Origin of the sequence: Chryseobacterium camelliae, from assembly GCF_030818575.1 — a bacterium.
Lineage (GTDB): Bacteria > Bacteroidota > Bacteroidia > Flavobacteriales > Weeksellaceae > Chryseobacterium > Chryseobacterium camelliae_A.
Genome location: NZ_JAUTAL010000001.1, coordinates 84,911 through 103,222, shown reverse-complemented (window position 1 = coordinate 103,222; position 18,312 = coordinate 84,911). Strand labels below are relative to the sequence as shown.

General features: G+C 43.3%; 16 protein-coding genes and 1 pseudogene. 15 read left to right on the top strand and 2 right to left on the bottom strand.

Annotated elements, in window-relative coordinates; genetic code table 11:
* The first annotated feature begins 41 nt into the window (after window positions 1–41).
* The 15 genes and pseudogenes from QE404_RS00490 to QE404_RS00420 all read left to right on the top strand — a co-directional run bounded on the left by QE404_RS00490 (window position 42) and on the right by QE404_RS00420 (window position 16,201).
* Window positions 42–602: an NADH-quinone oxidoreductase subunit B gene (locus tag QE404_RS00490; RefSeq protein WP_307445229.1), complete on the top strand. Its 561-nt coding sequence runs from the start codon at window positions 42–44 to the stop codon at window positions 600–602.
* Window positions 603–606: 4 nt separating this feature from the next.
* On the top strand, window positions 607–1,101 hold the full coding sequence (locus QE404_RS00485) for an NADH-quinone oxidoreductase subunit C (RefSeq protein ID WP_307445226.1): 495 nt from the start codon (window positions 607–609) through the stop codon (window positions 1,099–1,101).
* Between the two features lie 61 nt (window positions 1,102–1,162).
* Window positions 1,163–2,386, top strand: coding sequence for an NADH dehydrogenase (quinone) subunit D (gene nuoD / locus QE404_RS00480; RefSeq protein ID WP_307445223.1), 1,224 nt, complete (start codon window positions 1,163–1,165; stop codon window positions 2,384–2,386).
* Between the two features lie 108 nt (window positions 2,387–2,494).
* Entirely contained in the window at window positions 2,495–3,004 is a 510-nt protein-coding gene (locus QE404_RS00475) for an NADH-quinone oxidoreductase subunit NuoE family protein (protein ID WP_307445221.1), read from the top strand.
* Between the two features lie 11 nt (window positions 3,005–3,015).
* Window positions 3,016–4,368 (top strand): NADH-quinone oxidoreductase subunit NuoF, encoded by a 1,353-nt coding sequence (nuoF, locus tag QE404_RS00470; protein ID WP_307445220.1) that lies wholly within the window; start codon window positions 3,016–3,018, stop codon window positions 4,366–4,368.
* Between the two features lie 26 nt (window positions 4,369–4,394).
* Window positions 4,395–5,216, top strand: coding sequence for a hypothetical protein (locus tag QE404_RS00465; protein ID WP_307445217.1), 822 nt, complete (start codon window positions 4,395–4,397; stop codon window positions 5,214–5,216).
* 45 nt (window positions 5,217–5,261) lie between these two features.
* Entirely contained in the window at window positions 5,262–6,260 is a 999-nt protein-coding gene (locus QE404_RS00460; RefSeq protein ID WP_307445214.1) for a 2Fe-2S iron-sulfur cluster-binding protein, read from the top strand.
* An 82-nt stretch (window positions 6,261–6,342) separates the two neighbouring features.
* Window positions 6,343–7,404: an NADH-quinone oxidoreductase subunit NuoH gene (gene nuoH, locus QE404_RS00455; RefSeq protein WP_307445211.1), complete on the top strand. Its 1,062-nt coding sequence runs from the start codon at window positions 6,343–6,345 to the stop codon at window positions 7,402–7,404.
* 146 nt (window positions 7,405–7,550) lie between these two features.
* Entirely contained in the window at window positions 7,551–8,105 is a 555-nt protein-coding gene (locus QE404_RS00450; protein WP_307445209.1) for a NuoI/complex I 23 kDa subunit family protein, read from the top strand.
* Window positions 8,105–8,602 (top strand): NADH-quinone oxidoreductase subunit J family protein, encoded by a 498-nt coding sequence (locus QE404_RS00445; RefSeq protein WP_307445206.1) that lies wholly within the window; start codon window positions 8,105–8,107, stop codon window positions 8,600–8,602. The genes QE404_RS00450 and QE404_RS00445 overlap by 1 nt, the downstream gene beginning before the upstream one ends.
* A gap of 4 nt (window positions 8,603–8,606) precedes the next feature.
* Window positions 8,607–8,936, top strand: a complete 330-nt coding sequence (nuoK, locus tag QE404_RS00440; protein ID WP_100076692.1) for an NADH-quinone oxidoreductase subunit NuoK — start codon at window positions 8,607–8,609, stop codon at window positions 8,934–8,936.
* A gap of 3 nt (window positions 8,937–8,939) precedes the next feature.
* A pseudogene (nuoL, locus tag QE404_RS00435) lies at window positions 8,940–10,854 on the top strand (NADH-quinone oxidoreductase subunit L).
* Window positions 10,855–10,856: 2 nt separating this feature from the next.
* Complete coding sequence (locus QE404_RS00430) at window positions 10,857–12,350, top strand: complex I subunit 4 family protein (RefSeq protein WP_307445202.1); 1,494 nt, start codon at window positions 10,857–10,859, stop codon at window positions 12,348–12,350.
* Window positions 12,351–12,448: 98 nt separating this feature from the next.
* Window positions 12,449–13,828 (top strand): NADH-quinone oxidoreductase subunit N, encoded by a 1,380-nt coding sequence (locus QE404_RS00425; RefSeq protein WP_307445200.1) that lies wholly within the window; start codon window positions 12,449–12,451, stop codon window positions 13,826–13,828.
* A 72-nt stretch (window positions 13,829–13,900) separates the two neighbouring features.
* The gene (locus QE404_RS00420) at window positions 13,901–16,201 is read left to right on the top strand and encodes a GAF domain-containing protein (protein ID WP_307453641.1); all 2,301 of its coding nucleotides are present in this window, start codon (window positions 13,901–13,903) and stop codon (window positions 16,199–16,201) included.
* Here QE404_RS00420 and QE404_RS00415 read toward each other — a convergent pair whose 3' ends face one another.
* A complete protein-coding gene (locus QE404_RS00415) occupies window positions 16,202–17,125 on the bottom strand; it encodes a bestrophin family protein (protein ID WP_307445196.1) in 924 nt (307 codons plus the stop codon).
* A 16-nt stretch (window positions 17,126–17,141) separates the two neighbouring features.
* Window positions 17,142–18,311: a Pycsar system effector family protein gene (locus QE404_RS00410; protein WP_307445193.1), complete on the bottom strand. Its 1,170-nt coding sequence runs from the start codon at window positions 18,309–18,311 to the stop codon at window positions 17,142–17,144.
* Window position 18,312 lies beyond the last annotated feature (1 nt).

Sequence of the window (18,312 nt, the reverse complement as noted above, 5' to 3'; positions counted from 1 at the left end):
TGAATTTGGAATCTAAAGTTTAAATCTTTTAAATTAAACCAATGTCAGATAAAAAACCAGTAATAATAACAGATGCTCCTGCTCCGGAAGGATATGAAGGAGAAGGCTTTTTTGCAACGAAACTGAGCAGCGTTATCGGTATGGCCAGGAAATTTTCCCTTTGGCCGCTTCCGTTTGCGACTTCATGTTGCGGAATTGAATTTATGGCGACCCTTAACCCGACTTATGATGCTTCAAGGTTCGGGATGGAGAGAAACTCTTTCTCCCCGAGACAAGCAGATATGCTGATGGTATGCGGAACTATTTCCAAAAAACTGGGCCCTGTTCTTAAAGAAGTATACACCCAAATGGCCGAGCCGAAATGGGTGGTTGCCGTAGGGGCATGCGCTTCCAGCGGCGGTATTTTTGACACCTACTCCGTTTTACAGGGAATCGACAAGATTATTCCCGTTGACGTATATGTTCCAGGATGTCCTCCGAGACCGGAACAGATCATCGAAGGTGTAATGCAGGTTCAGGCCCTGGCCGAAAGCGAAAGCATCAGGAGAAGAGATATGCCTGAATACCAGAAGCTATTGGATTCTTATAACATAAGCAACTAACGGAATGACCAACGAATTTGTATTAGAAGCAATCACCAGAGAATTTCCAGAGTCTGTTATTTCAAGCTCAGAACCATATGGAATGCTGACGGTTGAAGTAAAGAAAGAAGATCTGAAAAAAATCATTCATTACCTGAAGGATTCGTCACTGGAAATTAATTTCCTTACTGACATCTGCGGGATCCATTATCCTGAATTCCCGGACAGGGAAATCGGTGTGGTATACCACCTGCACAATATGATGACGAATTTCAGGATCAGACTTAAGATTTTCATGACCAGGGATGATGTTGAAGTGGATTCTCTTACGGAACTTTATGCGGGAGCCAACTGGATGGAACGGGAAACCTTTGATTTCTTCGGAATTAAATTTAAAGGCCATCCGGACCTTAGGCCTATCCTGAACATGGAAGACCTCGGATACCATCCTATGCTGAAGGAATACAGGTTGGAAGACGGTACCAGAACGGATAAGAATGACAGCATGTTCGGAAGATAAAAAATAATGCAATAAGCAGTAAGCAATGAGCTTAAAGCCTATAGCCTAAAGCATTTAAATTATGAAAGATAACTCATTATCTAATATACTTAACCAATACGAAAGTAAAGAACAGATTGACGGGCAGCTGTATACCCTCAACCTGGGACCTACCCACCCTGCCACCCACGGTATCTTCCAGAACGTCCTTACGATGGACGGAGAAAGAATTCTGCACGCTGAGCAGACGGTAGGATACATCCACAGAGCCTTTGAGAAAATTTCCGAAAGAAGAAATTATGCTCAGATCACTACACTTACAGACCGTATGAACTATTGCTCTGCCCCGATCAATAACCTGGGATGGCATATGACGGTAGAAAAGCTGATTGGTGTTGAAGTTCCTAAACGCGTGGATTATATGCGTGTTATCCTTATGGAGCTGGCAAGGATCGGTGACCACCTGATCTGTAACGGGGTAACCGGAATGGACTCCGGAGCAATTACCGGACTTACCTATATGTTCGTGGAAAGAGAGCGTATCTATGATATGTATGAGCAGATCTGCGGAGCAAGGATGACCACCAATATGGGACGAATAGGAGGTTTTGAAAGAGATTTCACTCCGAAATTCCATGAGCTGATCAAAGATTTCCTTAAAACATTCCCGCCAAGATTCCAGGAATTCTGCAACCTTCTTGAAAGAAACAGAATTTTTATGGACAGGACCATAGGAGCAGGATCTATTTCTGCTGAAAGAGCGTTGAGCTATGGATTTACAGGTCCTAACCTTCGTGCTGCCGGTGTTGACTATGACGTGAGAGTAGCACAGCCGTATTCTTCTTATCAGGATTTTGATTTTATCATTCCGGTAGGAACTTCCGGAGACACATATGACCGTTTCATGGTACGTCAGCAGGAAATCTGGGAATCCATCAAAATCATCAAGCAGGCTTATGAAAACCTTCCTGAAGGTCCTTTCCACGCCGATGTGCCTGATTTTTACCTTCCGGAAAAAGCAGATGTATACCAGAAAATGGAAGCCCTGATCTACCACTTCAAAATCGTTATGGGAGAAACTGATGTCCCTAAAGGTGAAGTTTACCATGCCGTGGAAGGAGGAAACGGGGAATTAGGATTCTATCTGGTGAGTGACGGAGGCCGAAGCCCATACCGACTTCACTTCAGAAGACCGTGCTTCATTTATTACCAGGCATATCCTGAAATGATTACAGGTTCTGTAATTTCTGATGCCATCGTAACGATGTGCAGCATGAATATCATTGCGGGAGAATTAGACGCATAAAAGAAATTATAGATTTTGGATTATAAATTTTAGATTAATCCAAACTACATATAAATTGAAATTTTTTAGAATTTAAAATCTAAAATTCAAAATTTAAAATTTAAAAAAGTGAGCGAAACAATAGCTTTTAAACCGGAAAGTTTAGCACAGGTACATAAAATTATCGCACGATATCCGGAAGGAAGGCAGAAATCTGCTCTTCTTCCTGTTCTTCACCTGGCACAGAAAGAATTCGGAGGATGGTTAGATGTTCCGGTAATGGATTATGTTGCCGGATTGCTGGATATCCAGCCGATTGAAGTATATGAAGTAGCTACTTTCTATACCATGTTCAATATGAAACCGGTAGGAAAATATGTCCTGGAAGTATGCAGAACAGGCCCGTGCATGGTATGCGGAAGCGAAAAGATTCTGAACCATATCAGGACAAAACTGAACATTAAGGACGGAGAGACTACAGAAGACGGAATGTTCACCCTTAAACCGGCTGAATGCCTGGGCGCATGCGGTTATGCACCGATGATGCAGCTGGGGAAATTTTATCACGAAAACCTAACGATAGAAAAAGTAGACGAAATCCTTGATCTTTGCAGACAGGGACAGGTTGCTTTAGACTAATTACAATAAGAATGAGTAAAAAACTTTTACTTAAAGACGCACATATAGAGGGCATCCGCTACTTTGAGACCTACCGTAAACAAGGCGGGTACACGGCAGCTGAAAAAGCCCTGAAAATGACACCTGATGAAATCCTGGAAGAAGTGAAAGCTTCAGGACTCAGAGGACGTGGAGGGGCAGGATTCCCAACAGGGATGAAATGGAGCTTCCTGGCAAAACCGGAAGGAGTGCCAAGGCACCTGGTGGTGAATGCCGATGAATCTGAGCCGGGAACATTCAAAGACCGTTACCTGATGGAGTTTCTTCCACATGTACTGATTGAAGGGATGCTGATCTCCTCATTCTGCCTGGGTTCCAATGTTTCTTACATTTACATCAGGGGGGAATATTCCTGGATCCCGGATATCCTGGAAGAAGCCATTGAAGAAGCCAAAGCAGCAGGATTTTTAGGTAAAAATATCCTGGGAACCGGTTTCGACTGTGAGATTTACGTTCAGAGAGGAGGCGGAGCTTATATCTGCGGGGAAGAAACAGCATTGCTGGAATCCCTGGAAGGGAAAAGAGGAAATCCGAGGCTGAAGCCGCCATTCCCGGCTGTAAAAGGACTTTGGGAAAGGCCTACGGTTGTGAATAACGTAGAATCTATTGCAGCGGTAGTTCCGATCATTGATATAGGAGGTGCTGAATACGCTAAAATCGGGGTAGGAAGATCCACCGGAACCAAGCTTATCTCCGCATGCGGGAATATTAACAAACCTGGCGTTTACGAAATCGATATGACGATTACCGTAGAGGAATTCATCTATTCGGATGAATACTGCGGCGGAATCCCGAACGGAAAAAGGCTGAAAGCCTGTATTCCGGGAGGAAGTTCAGTACCGATCGTACCGGCTAACCTTTTACTGAAGACCGTAAACGGAGAACCGAGATACATGAACTATGAGTCATTGGCAGACGGAGGCTTTGCTACCGGAACCATGATGGGCTCAGGAGGGTTCATCGTACTGGACGAAGACCAGTGCGTTGTGGAACATACCATGACTTTGGCGAGATTTTACAATCACGAAAGTTGCGGACAGTGTACGCCATGCCGTGAAGGTACAGGATGGATGTACAAGATTTTAAAGAAAATTGAAAACGGACAAGGTAAAATGGAAGACATCGACCTTCTTTGGGACATCCAGAGAAAGATTGAAGGGAATACCATTTGTCCACTAGGGGATGCTGCAGCCTGGCCTGTTGCTGCGGCAATACGTCATTTCAGGGATGAATTTGAATGGCATGTGAAAAAACCGGAATTGTGTTTAACACAAAATTACGGACTGGCTAATTATGCCGATCCTATTCCGGCGCCTTCAGTTTAGCCCTTTATTAAAAAACAAAAAGCAAATTGAAAATTAAATTCTTACTGCTGTTATTCGTAACAGCGACCATGAGTGTTAAGGCTCAGAGAGAAGCGTTCAAAAAAGGTTCGGTAATGGTATTTTGGGGATGGAACAGAGGCTGGTTTTCAGATTCTGACATCCATTTTTATGGTCAGGACTATAACTTTACCCTGAACAATGTGTCTGCACATGACAGACCTACCCCACTGAGTAATTTCAGCCATTACATTAATCCGACAAAGATTTCCATTCCACAGGTGAACTACAATATTACGTATTTCATTAAGGATAATCTGGGAATTACCTTTGGAGTAGATCATATGAAATATGTGATGGACCAGAATCAGACGGTTGAATTCAACGGTTATATTAATAATCCTCAGTATGCTGCTATGGTCAATAATGGAAAAATTGACCTGTCAGACGGGAAATTCCTAAAGTACGAGCATACGAACGGACTGAATTATCTTAACCTTGGGATTCAGCAGTATAAACAAATCCTTAACAAAAAGAATTTTGATATATTCTGGGGATACGGTTTGGGCACGGGGGTTTTTGTCCCTAAGACGGATGCTACGCTCATGGGCAAAGCAGAAAGTGACCACTTTCACCTGGCAGGGTTCGGATTGGACGCCAGGACGAGTGTAAACATGGTGATCTGGAACCATATTGTTGCCAAAGCCGAATTTAAATATGGATATATCAATCTGCCAAGCGTAAGAACCACAGAAGAAAATGTGAACATCGATAAAGCCGTACAGGATTTTACCTTTGGGGAACTTGTTTTTGGGGTTGGATATACATTTAATACAAAAAAGCAAAAATAAATACGGCTTATCTGCTTTTAACAGCATAAGCAAAAAGCATAGAATATGAGCGAAGAGGTTAAAAAATTTAAAATCACTATAGACGGACAGACTACCGAAGTTCTTCCCGGTACTTCCATCCTGGAAGCGGCAAGACAGATCGGCGGCAAATCCGTACCTCCTGCAATGTGCTACTACAGCAAGCTGGAAGCCAGCGGAGGAAGATGCAGAACCTGCCTTGTAGAGGTTTCAAAAGGATCTGAAGCAGATCCGCGACCTATGCCAAAACTGGTAGCCAGCTGCAGAACCAATGTGATGGACGGAATGGAGGTAAAGAACCTGACTTCCGAAAAAGCCCAGGAAGGGAGAAAAGCCGTAACGGAATTCCTATTGCTGAACCACCCGCTGGACTGCCCGGTGTGTGACCAGGCCGGTGAATGCCACCTTCAGGATTTAGGGTATGAATACGGAAATCCTGAGACCAGGACCGAGTTTGAAAGAAATACATATGAGGCGGACGACTTAGGGCCGAACATCAAACTGAATATGGACCGTTGCATCCTGTGTGCAAGATGCGTGCTTACCGCCAACCAGCTTACGGATACCCGTGAACACGGTATCCTTTTCAGAGGGGACCATGCTGAGATTTCCACTTACCTGAACAAGGCCCTTGATAATGATTTCATCGGAAATGTGATCGATGTATGCCCGGTAGGTGCACTGACTGACAGAACCGCACGTTTCGCAAGCAGAGTATGGTTTACCAAACCGATGAATGCCACCTGCAGCTGTGATAAATGCTCAGGAAAAGCTACGCTGTGGATGAAAGGTGATGAAATTATACGGGTAACTGCCAGAAAAGACCAGTGGGGCGAAGTAGAGGAATTCATCTGCGATACCTGCCGTTTCCACAGAAAAGAGCTGAAGTTCTGGAATATTGAAGGCCCTAGACATATCGACAGACATTCCGTTATTTCACTGAACCATTACGAGAAGCCGAAAGATGAGCTGAGGGTATTAGACAACCCGATGGCAAAGGAAATCAGTGAAAAAGACGAAAAATAATAATTTAAAAGACATCAGACTTCAGCGCCAAGACTTCAGACCATCTGATATCTGACTCCTGAAATCTTAATATCTCAACAGAATGGATTTAATAACATTTAAACTGATACTTGTTTTAGCCCTTTTCCTGCTGTCGCTGACTATCGCAGCTTACTCCACATGGGCAGAGCGAAAAGTGGCTGCCGTAATGCAGGACAGGATAGGACCGAACAGAGCGGGTCCTTTTGCCTTGCTTCAGCCTCTTGCAGATGGAGGTAAGTTTTTCTTTAAAGAAGACTTTACGCCTGCCAACGCAGAACGTTTCCTTTTCGTTCTCGGACCTGCGCTGGTGATGTTTATTTCACTGATTACAGGAGCAGTAATCCCATGGGGGAAAAGTTTAAATATCGGAGGGACTTCTTTCGATCTTCAGGTTGCGAATATCGACGTTGGTGTACTGTACATCATTGGAATGGCATCCATCGGAGTATACGGAATTATGATCGGAGGCTGGGCTTCCAACAATAAATATTCATTAATCGGTGCCATCAGGGCATCTTCCCAAATGATTTCCTACGAGCTGGCGATGGGGCTTGCTTTGCTGTCCATCATCATGATGACAGGAAGTCTGGACCTGAAAGTGATTTCAGAAACCCAGGCCACCGGAAAACTTTGGGGACTTTTTGCAGTTGACGGTATGAACTGGAATATTTTCTACCAGCCGATTGCCTTCCTGGTTTTCATCGTAGCTGCTCTGGCAGAAACCAACAGACACCCGTTCGATTTGCCTGAGTGCGAATCTGAGCTGGTAACAGGATACTCAACGGAATATTCTTCCATGAAACTAGGGTTGTACATGTTCGGGGAATACGTGAATATGTTTATCTCCAACGCTTTTATGGTGGTGTTATTCTTCGGAGGATACAATTATCCGGGTATTGAATGGGTAACGCAACATTGGGGCGAAAATACTGCGGGGATCTTGAGCATCGTGGCATTCATGACCAAGACCATTATCGGGATTCTGATCTTTATGTGGATCAGATGGACGCTTCCGAGATTCAGATATGACCAGCTGATGCACCTGGGATGGAAAACATTGATTCCAATGGCATTGGTAAACCTGCTGATTACCGGAGCGGTTATATTAGCATTCGGAAGTTAAGCCGTAAAACTATTGATTGATATCAAAGGATCTGATCAACAGCGAATGAAACATTCACAGGCCAGATTCAAACCTAAATATTAAAAATTAAGATAAGAGACAGAATGAGTCTAGCATCTGATGTCTAACATCTAATATCTTTAAAAATGAAACTAACCAACAGATCAAAAGTTGTTTCCAACAAAGAAATGACCCTTGCTGAAAAAATCTACCTTCCTGCGATATTCAAGGGAATGGGGATCACCTTTAAGCACGCTGTAAAAAATATAGTGAAAGGACCGCCAACCTACTCCTATCCGGAAGTTCAGAAACCGAGAGCCAAAGTATGGAGAGGCCTGCACGTCCTGAAGAGAGATGAGGAAGGCCGCGAAAGATGTACGGCCTGCGGACTATGCGCCGTTGCATGTCCGGCAGAAGCCATTACCATGACTGCTGCTGAAAGGACCAAGGAGGAAAAGAACCTGTACAGAGAAGAAAAGTACGCTGAGATCTATGAAATCAACATGCTCAGATGTATTTTCTGCGGAATGTGCGAGGAAGCCTGTCCTAAATCTGCCATCTATTTAACAGACAGACTCGTAGATGTGGAAACCAACAGAGGTTCTTTCATCTATGGCAAAGATAAACTGGTTGAGAAAATAAACGAAAGGATTGACATTACAGCCAGACAATCCGAGAAACAAAAAAATGCGGTAAAATAATGGATCAGATTCTATTTTTCCTGGTGGCATTTTTGGCGGTGGCAAGTGCTGTTTACTTTGTATTTGCTAGAAATCCCCTCTATGCTATCCTTTCCTTAATTGTAACCATGTTCTCCATTGCCGGGATGTACATTCTGCTGAATGCCCAGTTCCTGGCGATCATCCAGATCATTGTGTATGCAGGAGCCATCATGGTATTGTTCCTTTATATCCTAATGATGCTTAACCTTAATAAAGAAGACGAAAGTAAGAAGAACAATGCTTTAAAATTCGTAGGTGTCTTTACGGCTGGTCTTCTTCTGATAGGTGTACTGGGAGTTTTCAGAGGAGTGAAAGAAAACCATATCGTTGTTGATAATGTAGACCGCGGTGTGGGTCTTACCAAAAACCTGGGAAGACTTTTGTTCAATGAATATGTTTTACCGTTTGAGCTTGCCTCCATCCTCATTCTGGCCGGTATTGTAGGCGCGGTATTAATCGGTAAAAAAGATTTATAAAATTATGGGAGAAGTAAATACATTTATACAAAGCGTCCCTCTGGAATACTTCATCATTCTTTCTTCAGTATTGTTCTGTCTGGGAGTGTTGGGAGTATTGCTGAGAAAAAACGCGATTGTGATTCTGGGCTGTGTGGAGCTTATGCTGAATTCTGTAAACCTTTTATTGGCTGCCTTTTCAGCGTACAAAGGAAACGGTGACGGACAGCTTCTGGTATTCTTTATCATGGTGGTGGCCGCTGCGGAAGTAGCAGTGGGGCTTGCAATTATTGCAATGCTGTATAGAAACACCCGTTCTGTAGATGTAAGTATATTTAATAAATTAAGAGGATAAGGAATGGAAAATCTAGTGTATGCAATCATACTTTTACCACTTTTAGGGTTTCTTATAAACGGCTTATTCGGAAAAAAACTTCCTAAAATGCTGGTGGGCGGACTCGCCACGGCAGTGGTGTTCGGATCCTTCTGCATTGCGGTAAGCCTTTTTATGAATTTCGATTCTGAAAGCCAGCCGGTAATCGTAAAAGCTTTTGAATGGTTCAGGGTGAACGGAGTACAGATCAACTTCGGATTCCAGATTGACCAGCTGTCTCTGATGATGATCATGATCATCACCGGGGATCGGGTCGCTGATCCACCTCTACTCCATCGGCTACATGAGCCATGATGAAGGATTCTATAAATTTTTTACCTATCTGAATTTATTTATATTCTCCATGCTGCTTCTGGTAATGGGAAGCAACTACCTGATCCTGTTTATCGGATGGGAAGGTGTAGGACTTTGCTCTTACCTGCTTATCGGATTCTGGTATACGAATGAAGAATATGGTAAAGCGGCAAGAAAGGCATTCATCATGAACAGAATTGGTGACCTTGCCTTGCTCATCGGCATCTTTATGATCGCCTCACAGACCAACGCAGTGGATTACCTTTCTGTGGCTCAGAATGCTTCAAAATTTGAGCTGGATGGGAATATCATCATCTTCATTACAGCAAGTTTATTTATCGGTGCTACGGGTAAATCTGCCCAGGTGCCTTTATATACCTGGCTTCCGGACGCAATGGCCGGACCAACCCCCGTTTCTGCGTTAATCCACGCAGCAACGATGGTAACGGCAGGGATTTACCTGGTAATAAGATCCAATTTCTTATTTACCCTGGCTCCTACCGTTCAGGGAGGAATTTTAATGATCGGATTCCTTACTGCTGCTCTGGCAGGCTTTTATGCCCTTCGTCAAAACGACATTAAAAAAGTACTGGCCTACTCTACGGTTTCACAGCTTGGCTTCATGTTCATTGCTCTGGGACTGGGTGCGTATACGACCGCAATGTTCCATGTAATGACACACGCATTCTTCAAGGCATTATTGTTCCTTGGAGCAGGTTCTGTCATCCATGCCATGAGCGGAGAGCAGGATATGCGCTTTATGGGAGGGCTTAAAAAAGTAATTCCTATTACCCATGCCACTTTCCTGATCGGAACATTGGCTATATCAGGATTCCCTTTACTTTCGGGGATGATTTCCAAAGACGAGATCTTAGTCGCAGCCTATGCAAAAAGCCCGTTATACTGGGTGATGCTGTTTGCTCTGGCAGCGATTACAGCAACCTATATGTTCAGACTGTATTACCTGACGTTCTACGGAAACTTCAGAGGAACTGAAGAACAAAAGCACCACCTGCACGAAAGTCCCGCTAATATGACCTTACCATTGGTTGTACTGGCTATCCTTTCTGTAATTGGTGGTTTCATCAACCTTCCGCACTTCATTGGTCATGGCCATTATGCCAAACTGATGGAATGGCTGAAGCCGGTACTTACCCAGGAAAGCTACAACCAGATGGAAGCAACGCTTTCCGGAGTAGATTTCAATACTGAAATGATGCTTCTGGGCGCTACCGTTGTAATGTTCTTTACCGTTTGGTTTATGGTAAGAAATACCTATGTGAATAAGAAAAAACTGCCGCTGGCTGAAAATGACTATACCGGATGGGAAAAGCTTTCTGCCAGAAAACTGTATGTTGACGAGCTGTATAACGCACTCTTCGTAAAAACAGTGGAAGGACTGGGACGTGGTGGAAAAATGTTTGATAAAGGAGTACTGGACCGTATCGTAGACTTCGTAGGTGAAGGTGCGGAAGACAGCGGAAAAGCCATGAAGCGCATCCAGAACGGAAACGTGGAAAACTACATCCTCATCATGTCACTGGCAGTGGGAATCATATTAATTGTTAACTTTTTATTACAATAATAATGTCTTATTTACTATTAACATTATTACTTTTACCTCTTGCAGGTTCGGGATTGGTTTTTGCCTGGAAAAATGCTTCCAGCAAATATGTGGCGCTGGCAATTGCATTGATTCAAATGCTGTTGACCTTTTACGCGCTTTCAAATTTCGATTCTGCTTTTACGGTAGACAGTAAGCTTCAGTATGAAATTACATATCCTTGGTCTCAGTACATCAAAAGTACGCTGCATTTCGGTATCGACGGAATGAGCATGCTGCTGTTGCTGCTGACCAACATTCTGACGCCGATTATTATTTTATCTTCGTTCAACGAAAATGTCAATTACAGAAATACGTTCTATGGCCTGATCCTGCTGATGCAATTCGGTCTCGTAGGGGTGTTCACGTCACTGGACGGACTCTTGTTCTACATTTTCTGGGAAGTTACCCTGATCCCGATCTGGTTTATTGCCGGGCTTTGGGGACAGGAAAATAAAAGGTTTGAATTCACAACAAAATTCTTTGTCTATACTTTCGTAGGCTCGTTATTTATGCTTGCAGGGCTGATCTATGTATACAGCCACTCTGCATCATTTGCGCTTACAGACCTGTATAATGCTCAGCTGAATGAAACCCAGCAGACCGTAGTGTTCTGGTTCATTTTCTTTGCCTTTGCCGTAAAGTTACCGGTATTCCCGTTCCACACGTGGCAGCCGGACACCTATACGTATTCTCCTACACAGGGATCAATGCTGTTATCCGGGATCATGCTGAAAATGGCGATTTACGGTGTTATGCGTTATCTATTGCCGATCACTCCGATTCCGATTGCCGGAATTTCAGGGCAGATCGTGATCATTCTTGCCATTATAGGCATCGTTCACGGTGCTTTGATCGCAATCATCCAGTTCGATATGAAAAGAATTATTGCGTATTCTTCTTTCTCCCACGTAGGACTGATGGTAGCCGGGATCTTTGCATCAGCAGTGGTGACCCTGAGAGGGAATTTCAATATTGAAGGTGCCGAAGGTGCACTGGTGCAGACTTTTGCTCACGGGATCAACGTGGTAGGATTGTTTTACTGCTGTGATATTCTGTACAAAAGATTCAAATCAAGAGACATCAGACAAATGGGAGGGCTGGCTAAAGTAGCCCCGAAATTTGCCGTGCTATTCCTGATCATCATATTAGGATCCATGGGAGTTCCGTTGACCAACGGATTCATTGGAGAATTTATCCTGATCAAATCTGTTTTTGACTTTAATGCTACCGCAGCGGTCATTGCAGGTCTTACGGTAATCCTTTGTGCTGTCTATCTTTTGAGATTTTACGGAAAAGCCATGTTCGGAAAAGGGGATGCTGCAGTACTGAGTACCGCCAGAGACCTTTCCGGGGTAGAGTTTTCCGTATTGGCCAGCTTATCGGTTTTTGTGATCCTGCTGGGGATTTTCCCGCAGCCGGTGATTGATATGGTGAACAGTTCACTGAAATTCATTTACACGGCAATGGCCGCTTAAAAGATTTAAAATTAAAAAAATTAAAAAACTGAGAGGTTAAGAAATGAGCAATCAAAATTTTGTCTTGTCTCTTTGATCTCCCTTCTCAAATATACATTATGAGTGTTTTAATTATTGTTTTCCTTACGGCAGTTATTGCGTTGTTTTCCGGTGTTCTTGAGCAGGGAAAATTCGCGAGATACATCGGAATTTTAGGATTAATCATTGCATTGTTTGTCAGCTTCATGCCGGAAAACGCGTTTTTCGAGCAGTACAGGAACATGTATGATTACAGTGCCAATGCTGCGCTGTTCACCAAAATAGCTCTGGTAACCACATTACTGCTGTTTTTCCTGGGAGGTTTTGCGTTCAGCAATCACAGGAGCCACCAGTCTGAGCTGTATGCCCTGATGATGTTTGCCCTTTGCGGGGGAATCATTCTTTTCGGATACCAGAATATGGTGACCCTTTTCTTAGGGATCGAGATCCTGTCTATTCCATTATACGTAATGGCAGGGGCTAACAAGACCGACCTGAGATCCAATGAGGCCTCCATCAAATATTTCCTGATGGGTGCTTTTGCCACAGGCTTTTTATTATTCGGTATTGCATTTATCTACGGAAGCACAGGGAGCTTCGATCTTTATAAAATCCATGACTTCGGATTGGCTAACCCTACCAATGTCATGTTTATCCTGGGTGTACTGTTAATTCTTTGTGCTCTGGCATTTAAGGTGGCTTTGGCGCCTTTCCATATGTGGAGCCCAGATGTCTATTACGGAGCCCCTTCACTGATTACCGCTTTCATGGCAAGTGTGGTAAAAATCTCAGGATTTTTTGCCCTGTTCAGATTGATGACCATTGCTTTTGCCGGTGTAACGCATGAATGGATCAATGTACTGGGCGTATTCCTGATCATTACCCTTCTGCTGGCCAACGTGATGGGACTTGCCCAGACCAATGCCAAAAGAATGCTGGCGTACTCTTCCGTTTCTCACGCAGGGTACATCGGTTTGGTATTTTTCGGGGTAACCAGCCTTTCAGCTTATAATTTGGCTTTCTATCTGTTTGCCTATTCATTATCTACAGTGGGTGTATTTATGTGCCTGATCTGGGTGGAAAAATTAAAACGGGAGACTTCTTTCGGGGCATTTAAAGGACTGGCTAAATCTGAGCCTTTGCTGGCTACCGTAGCTGCCATTTCCATGCTCTCCATGGCTGGGGTTCCGCTTACTGCCGGATTCATGGGTAAATTTGCCTTGTTTTCCCAGGCAATCAACGGGGCAGCATTCCTTGTGCTGATAGCCGTACTGGGATCTGCAGTATCTATTGCCTACTATCTGAGACTGATCATTGCCATGTTCTTCTTTAAGGAGTCCTCATTTAAATCATCGGAGAAAGTTACGCTTACGTATAATATTGTAGCCGTAGTCATTATCCTTTCTATCATGATTCTTGGGATCTTCCCGGATGTATTCGGAAAGCAGTTCGGATTGTAGTAATCCGATTAAAATATACAGCCACAACTTCGATGTTGTGGTTTTTTTTTACCTTTACTTTAAATTCAGGTTTTGGCCAATCTTTATAAAAAAGACGCTCCTTTCAAGGTTTATATTTCATTCAAAAAATATTTGGATGTGCTTGAGCATATCCGGTATAATGACCGTTTGGAATACCGCGTCAATTATGCAGAATCACTGATCGACAAAGTCAAAAATTTTCAGGAACTGAGGGATGGTTTTCAGGACGCCTCACTACTCGAGAAACATGAAGACCTCATCCGCCTGCTGCTTGCAGACCTTTTTCCAACCGGGCTTACAAACAATGAGATAAAGGCGGCCAGCGTTCCGCTGTCCGGCATTACCTTCAATTATACGGAAAGGTTTAAAAATATCCTCAGAGATGCAGGTAAAGATTTCGAAATTGAACTCAGGAATATTGACGAGGATGAATTCTATGTGTTCTGCTGCTGCATGATCCTCCAGAGCTATTTTAAGAAAAACATCAAGACGACGCTACCCTTTTATTACGATATCCCGGATAAGCACGGCATCATGAAACATTATAAGATTACCGTGAATTCTGATTTTACGGAAGTCTACCCTACCAGTAATGCCCAGGAACTGTCTGATGAAACCATAGACCTGCTTCTGGAAAATCTGGATGATTACAGGCTCTGGAGGAAATATTTCCCTTCCGAGTCCTGGATTATGGAAGGCTTTACCATTATTTCCCTGGTGGACTGTACTTCAGAGGTCGCATTGTCTGACCTTAAATCCAGCATGATCAGCATAGACCCGGAAAACCTTGCGCCCGATGAGAACCTCGTTGAGATTTTCAAATCGTATTTCGATGTTCCGAAACTGAATTTCGGGCTGATGCTGTTCAACAAAAAAGACCAGCGGCTGGAAAAGCTTCCCATTTATGAAAACCTTTTCACCCACCATATCCTAGATTTCTGGATCAACGCTTTTGATGAACAAACCAGGAAAAGTACATTCAACAATTTAAGCTACAATTCAAAGCCAATCGTTGTATCCAATACGGACCATATGGACAACGAAATAAAATCGCTGCCTTCCTTTGCCGTACTGAAAGAAAACGAGATCAACAGCTTTATGGTAATTCCGGTGATGAAGGATAATGAGCTCCTGGCGATCATTGAATTCACCTCTCCGATCCCGAACAGCTTTAACGGACTCAAGCTTAAAAAAATGGAGTTTTTCACGGATATGATCCTGTTCTCCATCAACCGCTTCAATTTTGAAAAGGACTTTCAGATTGAAGCCATTATCCAGCGGGAATATACCTCTATCCACAACAGTGTAGTCTGGAAATTCAGGAATGAGGCAGAAAAGTATTTCAATGCTTCACTGGCAAAGAAGATATATACGCTGAAACAGATTTCCTTCAGGAACCTGACTCCTCTTTTCGGTTTCTCGGATATCCGTTCTTCTTCCGAGAAACGCTTCCAGCTGATGATGGAGGACCTTAATGAGCAGATCGCCTGCCTTCATGACCTTTTAGATGGTATGGGAACCGATACCGAGCCTTTTATCCTAGCATTGGAAGTATTTGGTACTGAGCTGAACAATGACATTAAAGCAGATACGGAACAGCGTTTCCAAAGGCTGCTCAGGGAAGACATCCATCCTTACCTGCAGGCAAAACTGGAAGTAAAATCCCCGGAACCGGTAAGAAAAAATATTAAGGATTATTTTTCCCGGGTATTTTCCCAGAATGATCTTTTTTACGCCCACCGGAAAGACCTGGACGAATCCATCACATTAGTGAACAGGAAACTGGCAGATGTCCTGGATGAAAATCAGGTTGAGGCACAACAGATTTTTCCGCATTATTATGAGCGGTTTAAATCAGACGGAGTTGAACATAACCTCTATATAGGAGCCACTATCGCACCCAATCTCCACTACAGCACGAAACTGATGAAAGAGCTGAGATACTGGCAGCTGAAAACCATCTGCCGGATGGAGCGTCAATTCAGCGCGTTTAAAGGCAGTCTTCCTGTTCCTCTGGATATTGCCTCATTGATTTTTGTCTATAATGAGAGAGTGGATATCCGGTTCCGGATGGACGAAAAGCGGTTTGATGTAGATGGTGCCTACAATTCTTATTATGAGATCATTAAAAAAAGGCTTGACAAAGCCCATATCAAAGGCTCACCGGAACGCCTTACCTGCCCCGGAAAGATTACTGTAGTCTATTTCGGTATGGAAAACCAGAAAGAATACCTTCAGTACATCAACAGGCTCCAGAAAAAAGGAAGGTTGCGGAACGATGTGGAATTCCTGAAGGTAGAAGACCTTCAGGGAATTACAGGGCTGCTCGCGTTAAGGGTTTCAATAGCTTAATCAGTCCACTACATAAGAATGTACGATCACCGGCTGTTCCTGCTGAATTCCGGCCTGCTCAAAAATTGAATATTCAATAGTCCTGCAAATGCTGTTCAGGGCAAGATCATTTTCCTCTTCTCCAAAAGGTTCCCCGATTTCCTGGATAATGGCATCCAGTGCGATGAATGTGTAGCTGATCAAAAGGACAACCAGTGGCATCATCCAGCCTACAATATCCACCAGCCCAAACGGAAGCCAGAAGCAGTACAGATAGACGGTCCTGTGCAGCAATACACTGTACGCAAAAGGCAAAGGCGTATTATGGATCCGTTCACAGCCCCCAAGGATTGTTGAAAACTGATTCAGGCGTTCATCCATAGAAGCCATGATGATGCTGTCTATATTTCCCTTGCTGTGCTGATCATTCAGCCAGTCGGCTATAAAACCGAGAATGATATTCGGTATGAACTTTTTCCCCTGCAACTGCCGGATCTGTTCTTTGGAGAGCAGGTGATCAAGACTGTGGGTACCGGGTTTATCCCTCAGATAATCATTCAGCGACCAGCAGAATGCTGCAATCACTTTTGTTATTTTCTGTTTTTCTTCATAAGCGTCTGGCCCCTGATCATTGACAAATGAAAAAATCTGCCTTGTAAGGGAACGGGTCTCATTGACCAACACGCCCCAAAGTTTGCGCCCTTCCCAATACCGGTCGTAGCTGGCTGAGTTGCAGAAACCCATAAAAATGGCCAGTGCAAGGCCAATAAGGGTGAAGATAGCAGGATTAAGGTGAACCTTATAATCGAGAACCTTTCCTTTAAAATAGTAAATAGCCAATGAAAAAAGCGTGATGACAGCAAGCTGTACCATAATCTTCTTCAGAACAGACCCTTTCCATATGAAGAGCATCTTTAGCCAGTGAACGCGTTGCCTTATGATCATTCTTATTGTGTTTGCATTAAAGCGTCAGAAAAGCATAACCGAAAGACAATACGGAAATAACAATCCCCGCCATAAAAATCTTATAGGTGGTAGACAGAAGCTTATATTTACGGTCCAGGACTTTCCCCAGAAAGTATAGGTCCTTTACCATAGAGTCATAAATATAATCCCGGTCCTTGATCAGCACATTCATCGCTTCCTGATAATCCTCGAAGAGCATCCTGTTAAAGTTCCCGAAGAATAGAAGATTCACCTTACGGTCTTTGACATCCTGAAGCGAGAACCTGGCTTTGGTTACATTCGGTTTGGTAGAAAGGATGGCAAAAATAATGGTCAGCACACTGGAAAGGAGCAATATAAAGCTTGGAATGATCAGGTGTGAATTCCTTGGTGCATCCAGTTTCGGGACGAGTACGGAAAGGCATACAGAGATGATGATGGCATTAACGGAAAGCAGGATATTGGCTTTGCTGTCGGCAATATCACTCAGTCTGGTATGGTTGCTCAGGGTTATCCTGAACAGGGTATCCACACTTCTGTCCGATTTTTCTTTCTTAGAATCCGCAGCCTCTTTCCGGTCTTCTTTTTTATCCTCTTCCTTGATCAGCTTTTTTTCAATTTTTTTTATATTTTTCTTTTTTAGCGGCTCCCAGTTCTCTTTGGCATAATCGGTATAGAATTTGTGTTTGTTCCTGAGCATATTGAGATTACCTTCGTTCCATTGCTCATTGGAGAAACATCTTACATTGGTCAGCTCCCATTCTTTTCTTAAAGCATCGGAAATATCATTGTAATCATGGCTTGCGAAATGGCTGCAGTCCGCGTCTTTCACAATTTTTTCCAATAGTGTCTGCGGTTCATGGGTGATTTGGGTGGCTAAAATCAGTTGGGCAATATCATCGATCTTATGTTGGGGATATTGCTCCTGCTGAAGGAAATTTTTCATGATTTCAACTCCTTTCTCCTCATGATTCTCAGGGCTCTCAACGTATCCGGTATCATGAAACCAGAGGGCCAGCAATACTTTTTCCTGGTCTTCCGCCGAGACCGGGGTATGTTTCATGATTTCTTCCGCCTTGTTGACCGTATATGTAGTATGGACGAAATTATGATAAAAATATATAGAAGATAACCTATTTTTAAATAAGGTTTCCACATAATCTTTAGCTTTGTGTAAAATATTCATT

Bases quoted from the DNA above. Each gene is read 5' to 3' on its own strand.
- QE404_RS00490 (WP_307445229.1), top strand. From the start codon at position 42: ATGTCAGATAAAAAACCAGTAATAATAACAGATGCTCCTGCTCCGGAA.
- QE404_RS00485 (WP_307445226.1), top strand. From the start codon at position 607: ATGACCAACGAATTTGTATTAGAAGCAATCACCAGAGAATTTCCAGAG.
- nuoD (WP_307445223.1), top strand. From the start codon at position 1,163: ATGAAAGATAACTCATTATCTAATATACTTAACCAATACGAAAGTAAA.
- nuoF (WP_307445220.1), top strand. From the start codon at position 3,016: ATGAGTAAAAAACTTTTACTTAAAGACGCACATATAGAGGGCATCCGC.
- QE404_RS00460 (WP_307445214.1), top strand. From the start codon at position 5,262: ATGAGCGAAGAGGTTAAAAAATTTAAAATCACTATAGACGGACAGACT.
- nuoH (WP_307445211.1), top strand. From the start codon at position 6,343: ATGGATTTAATAACATTTAAACTGATACTTGTTTTAGCCCTTTTCCTG.
- QE404_RS00450 (WP_307445209.1), top strand. From the start codon at position 7,551: ATGAAACTAACCAACAGATCAAAAGTTGTTTCCAACAAAGAAATGACC.
- QE404_RS00445 (WP_307445206.1), top strand. From the start codon at position 8,105: ATGGATCAGATTCTATTTTTCCTGGTGGCATTTTTGGCGGTGGCAAGT.
- nuoK (WP_100076692.1), top strand. From the start codon at position 8,607: ATGGGAGAAGTAAATACATTTATACAAAGCGTCCCTCTGGAATACTTC.
- QE404_RS00430 (WP_307445202.1), top strand. From the start codon at position 10,857: ATGTCTTATTTACTATTAACATTATTACTTTTACCTCTTGCAGGTTCG.
- QE404_RS00425 (WP_307445200.1), top strand. From the start codon at position 12,449: ATGAGTGTTTTAATTATTGTTTTCCTTACGGCAGTTATTGCGTTGTTT.
- QE404_RS00415 (WP_307445196.1), bottom strand. From the start codon at position 17,125: ATGATCATAAGGCAACGCGTTCACTGGCTAAAGATGCTCTTCATATGG.
- QE404_RS00410 (WP_307445193.1), bottom strand. From the start codon at position 18,311: ATGAATATTTTACACAAAGCTAAAGATTATGTGGAAACCTTATTTAAA.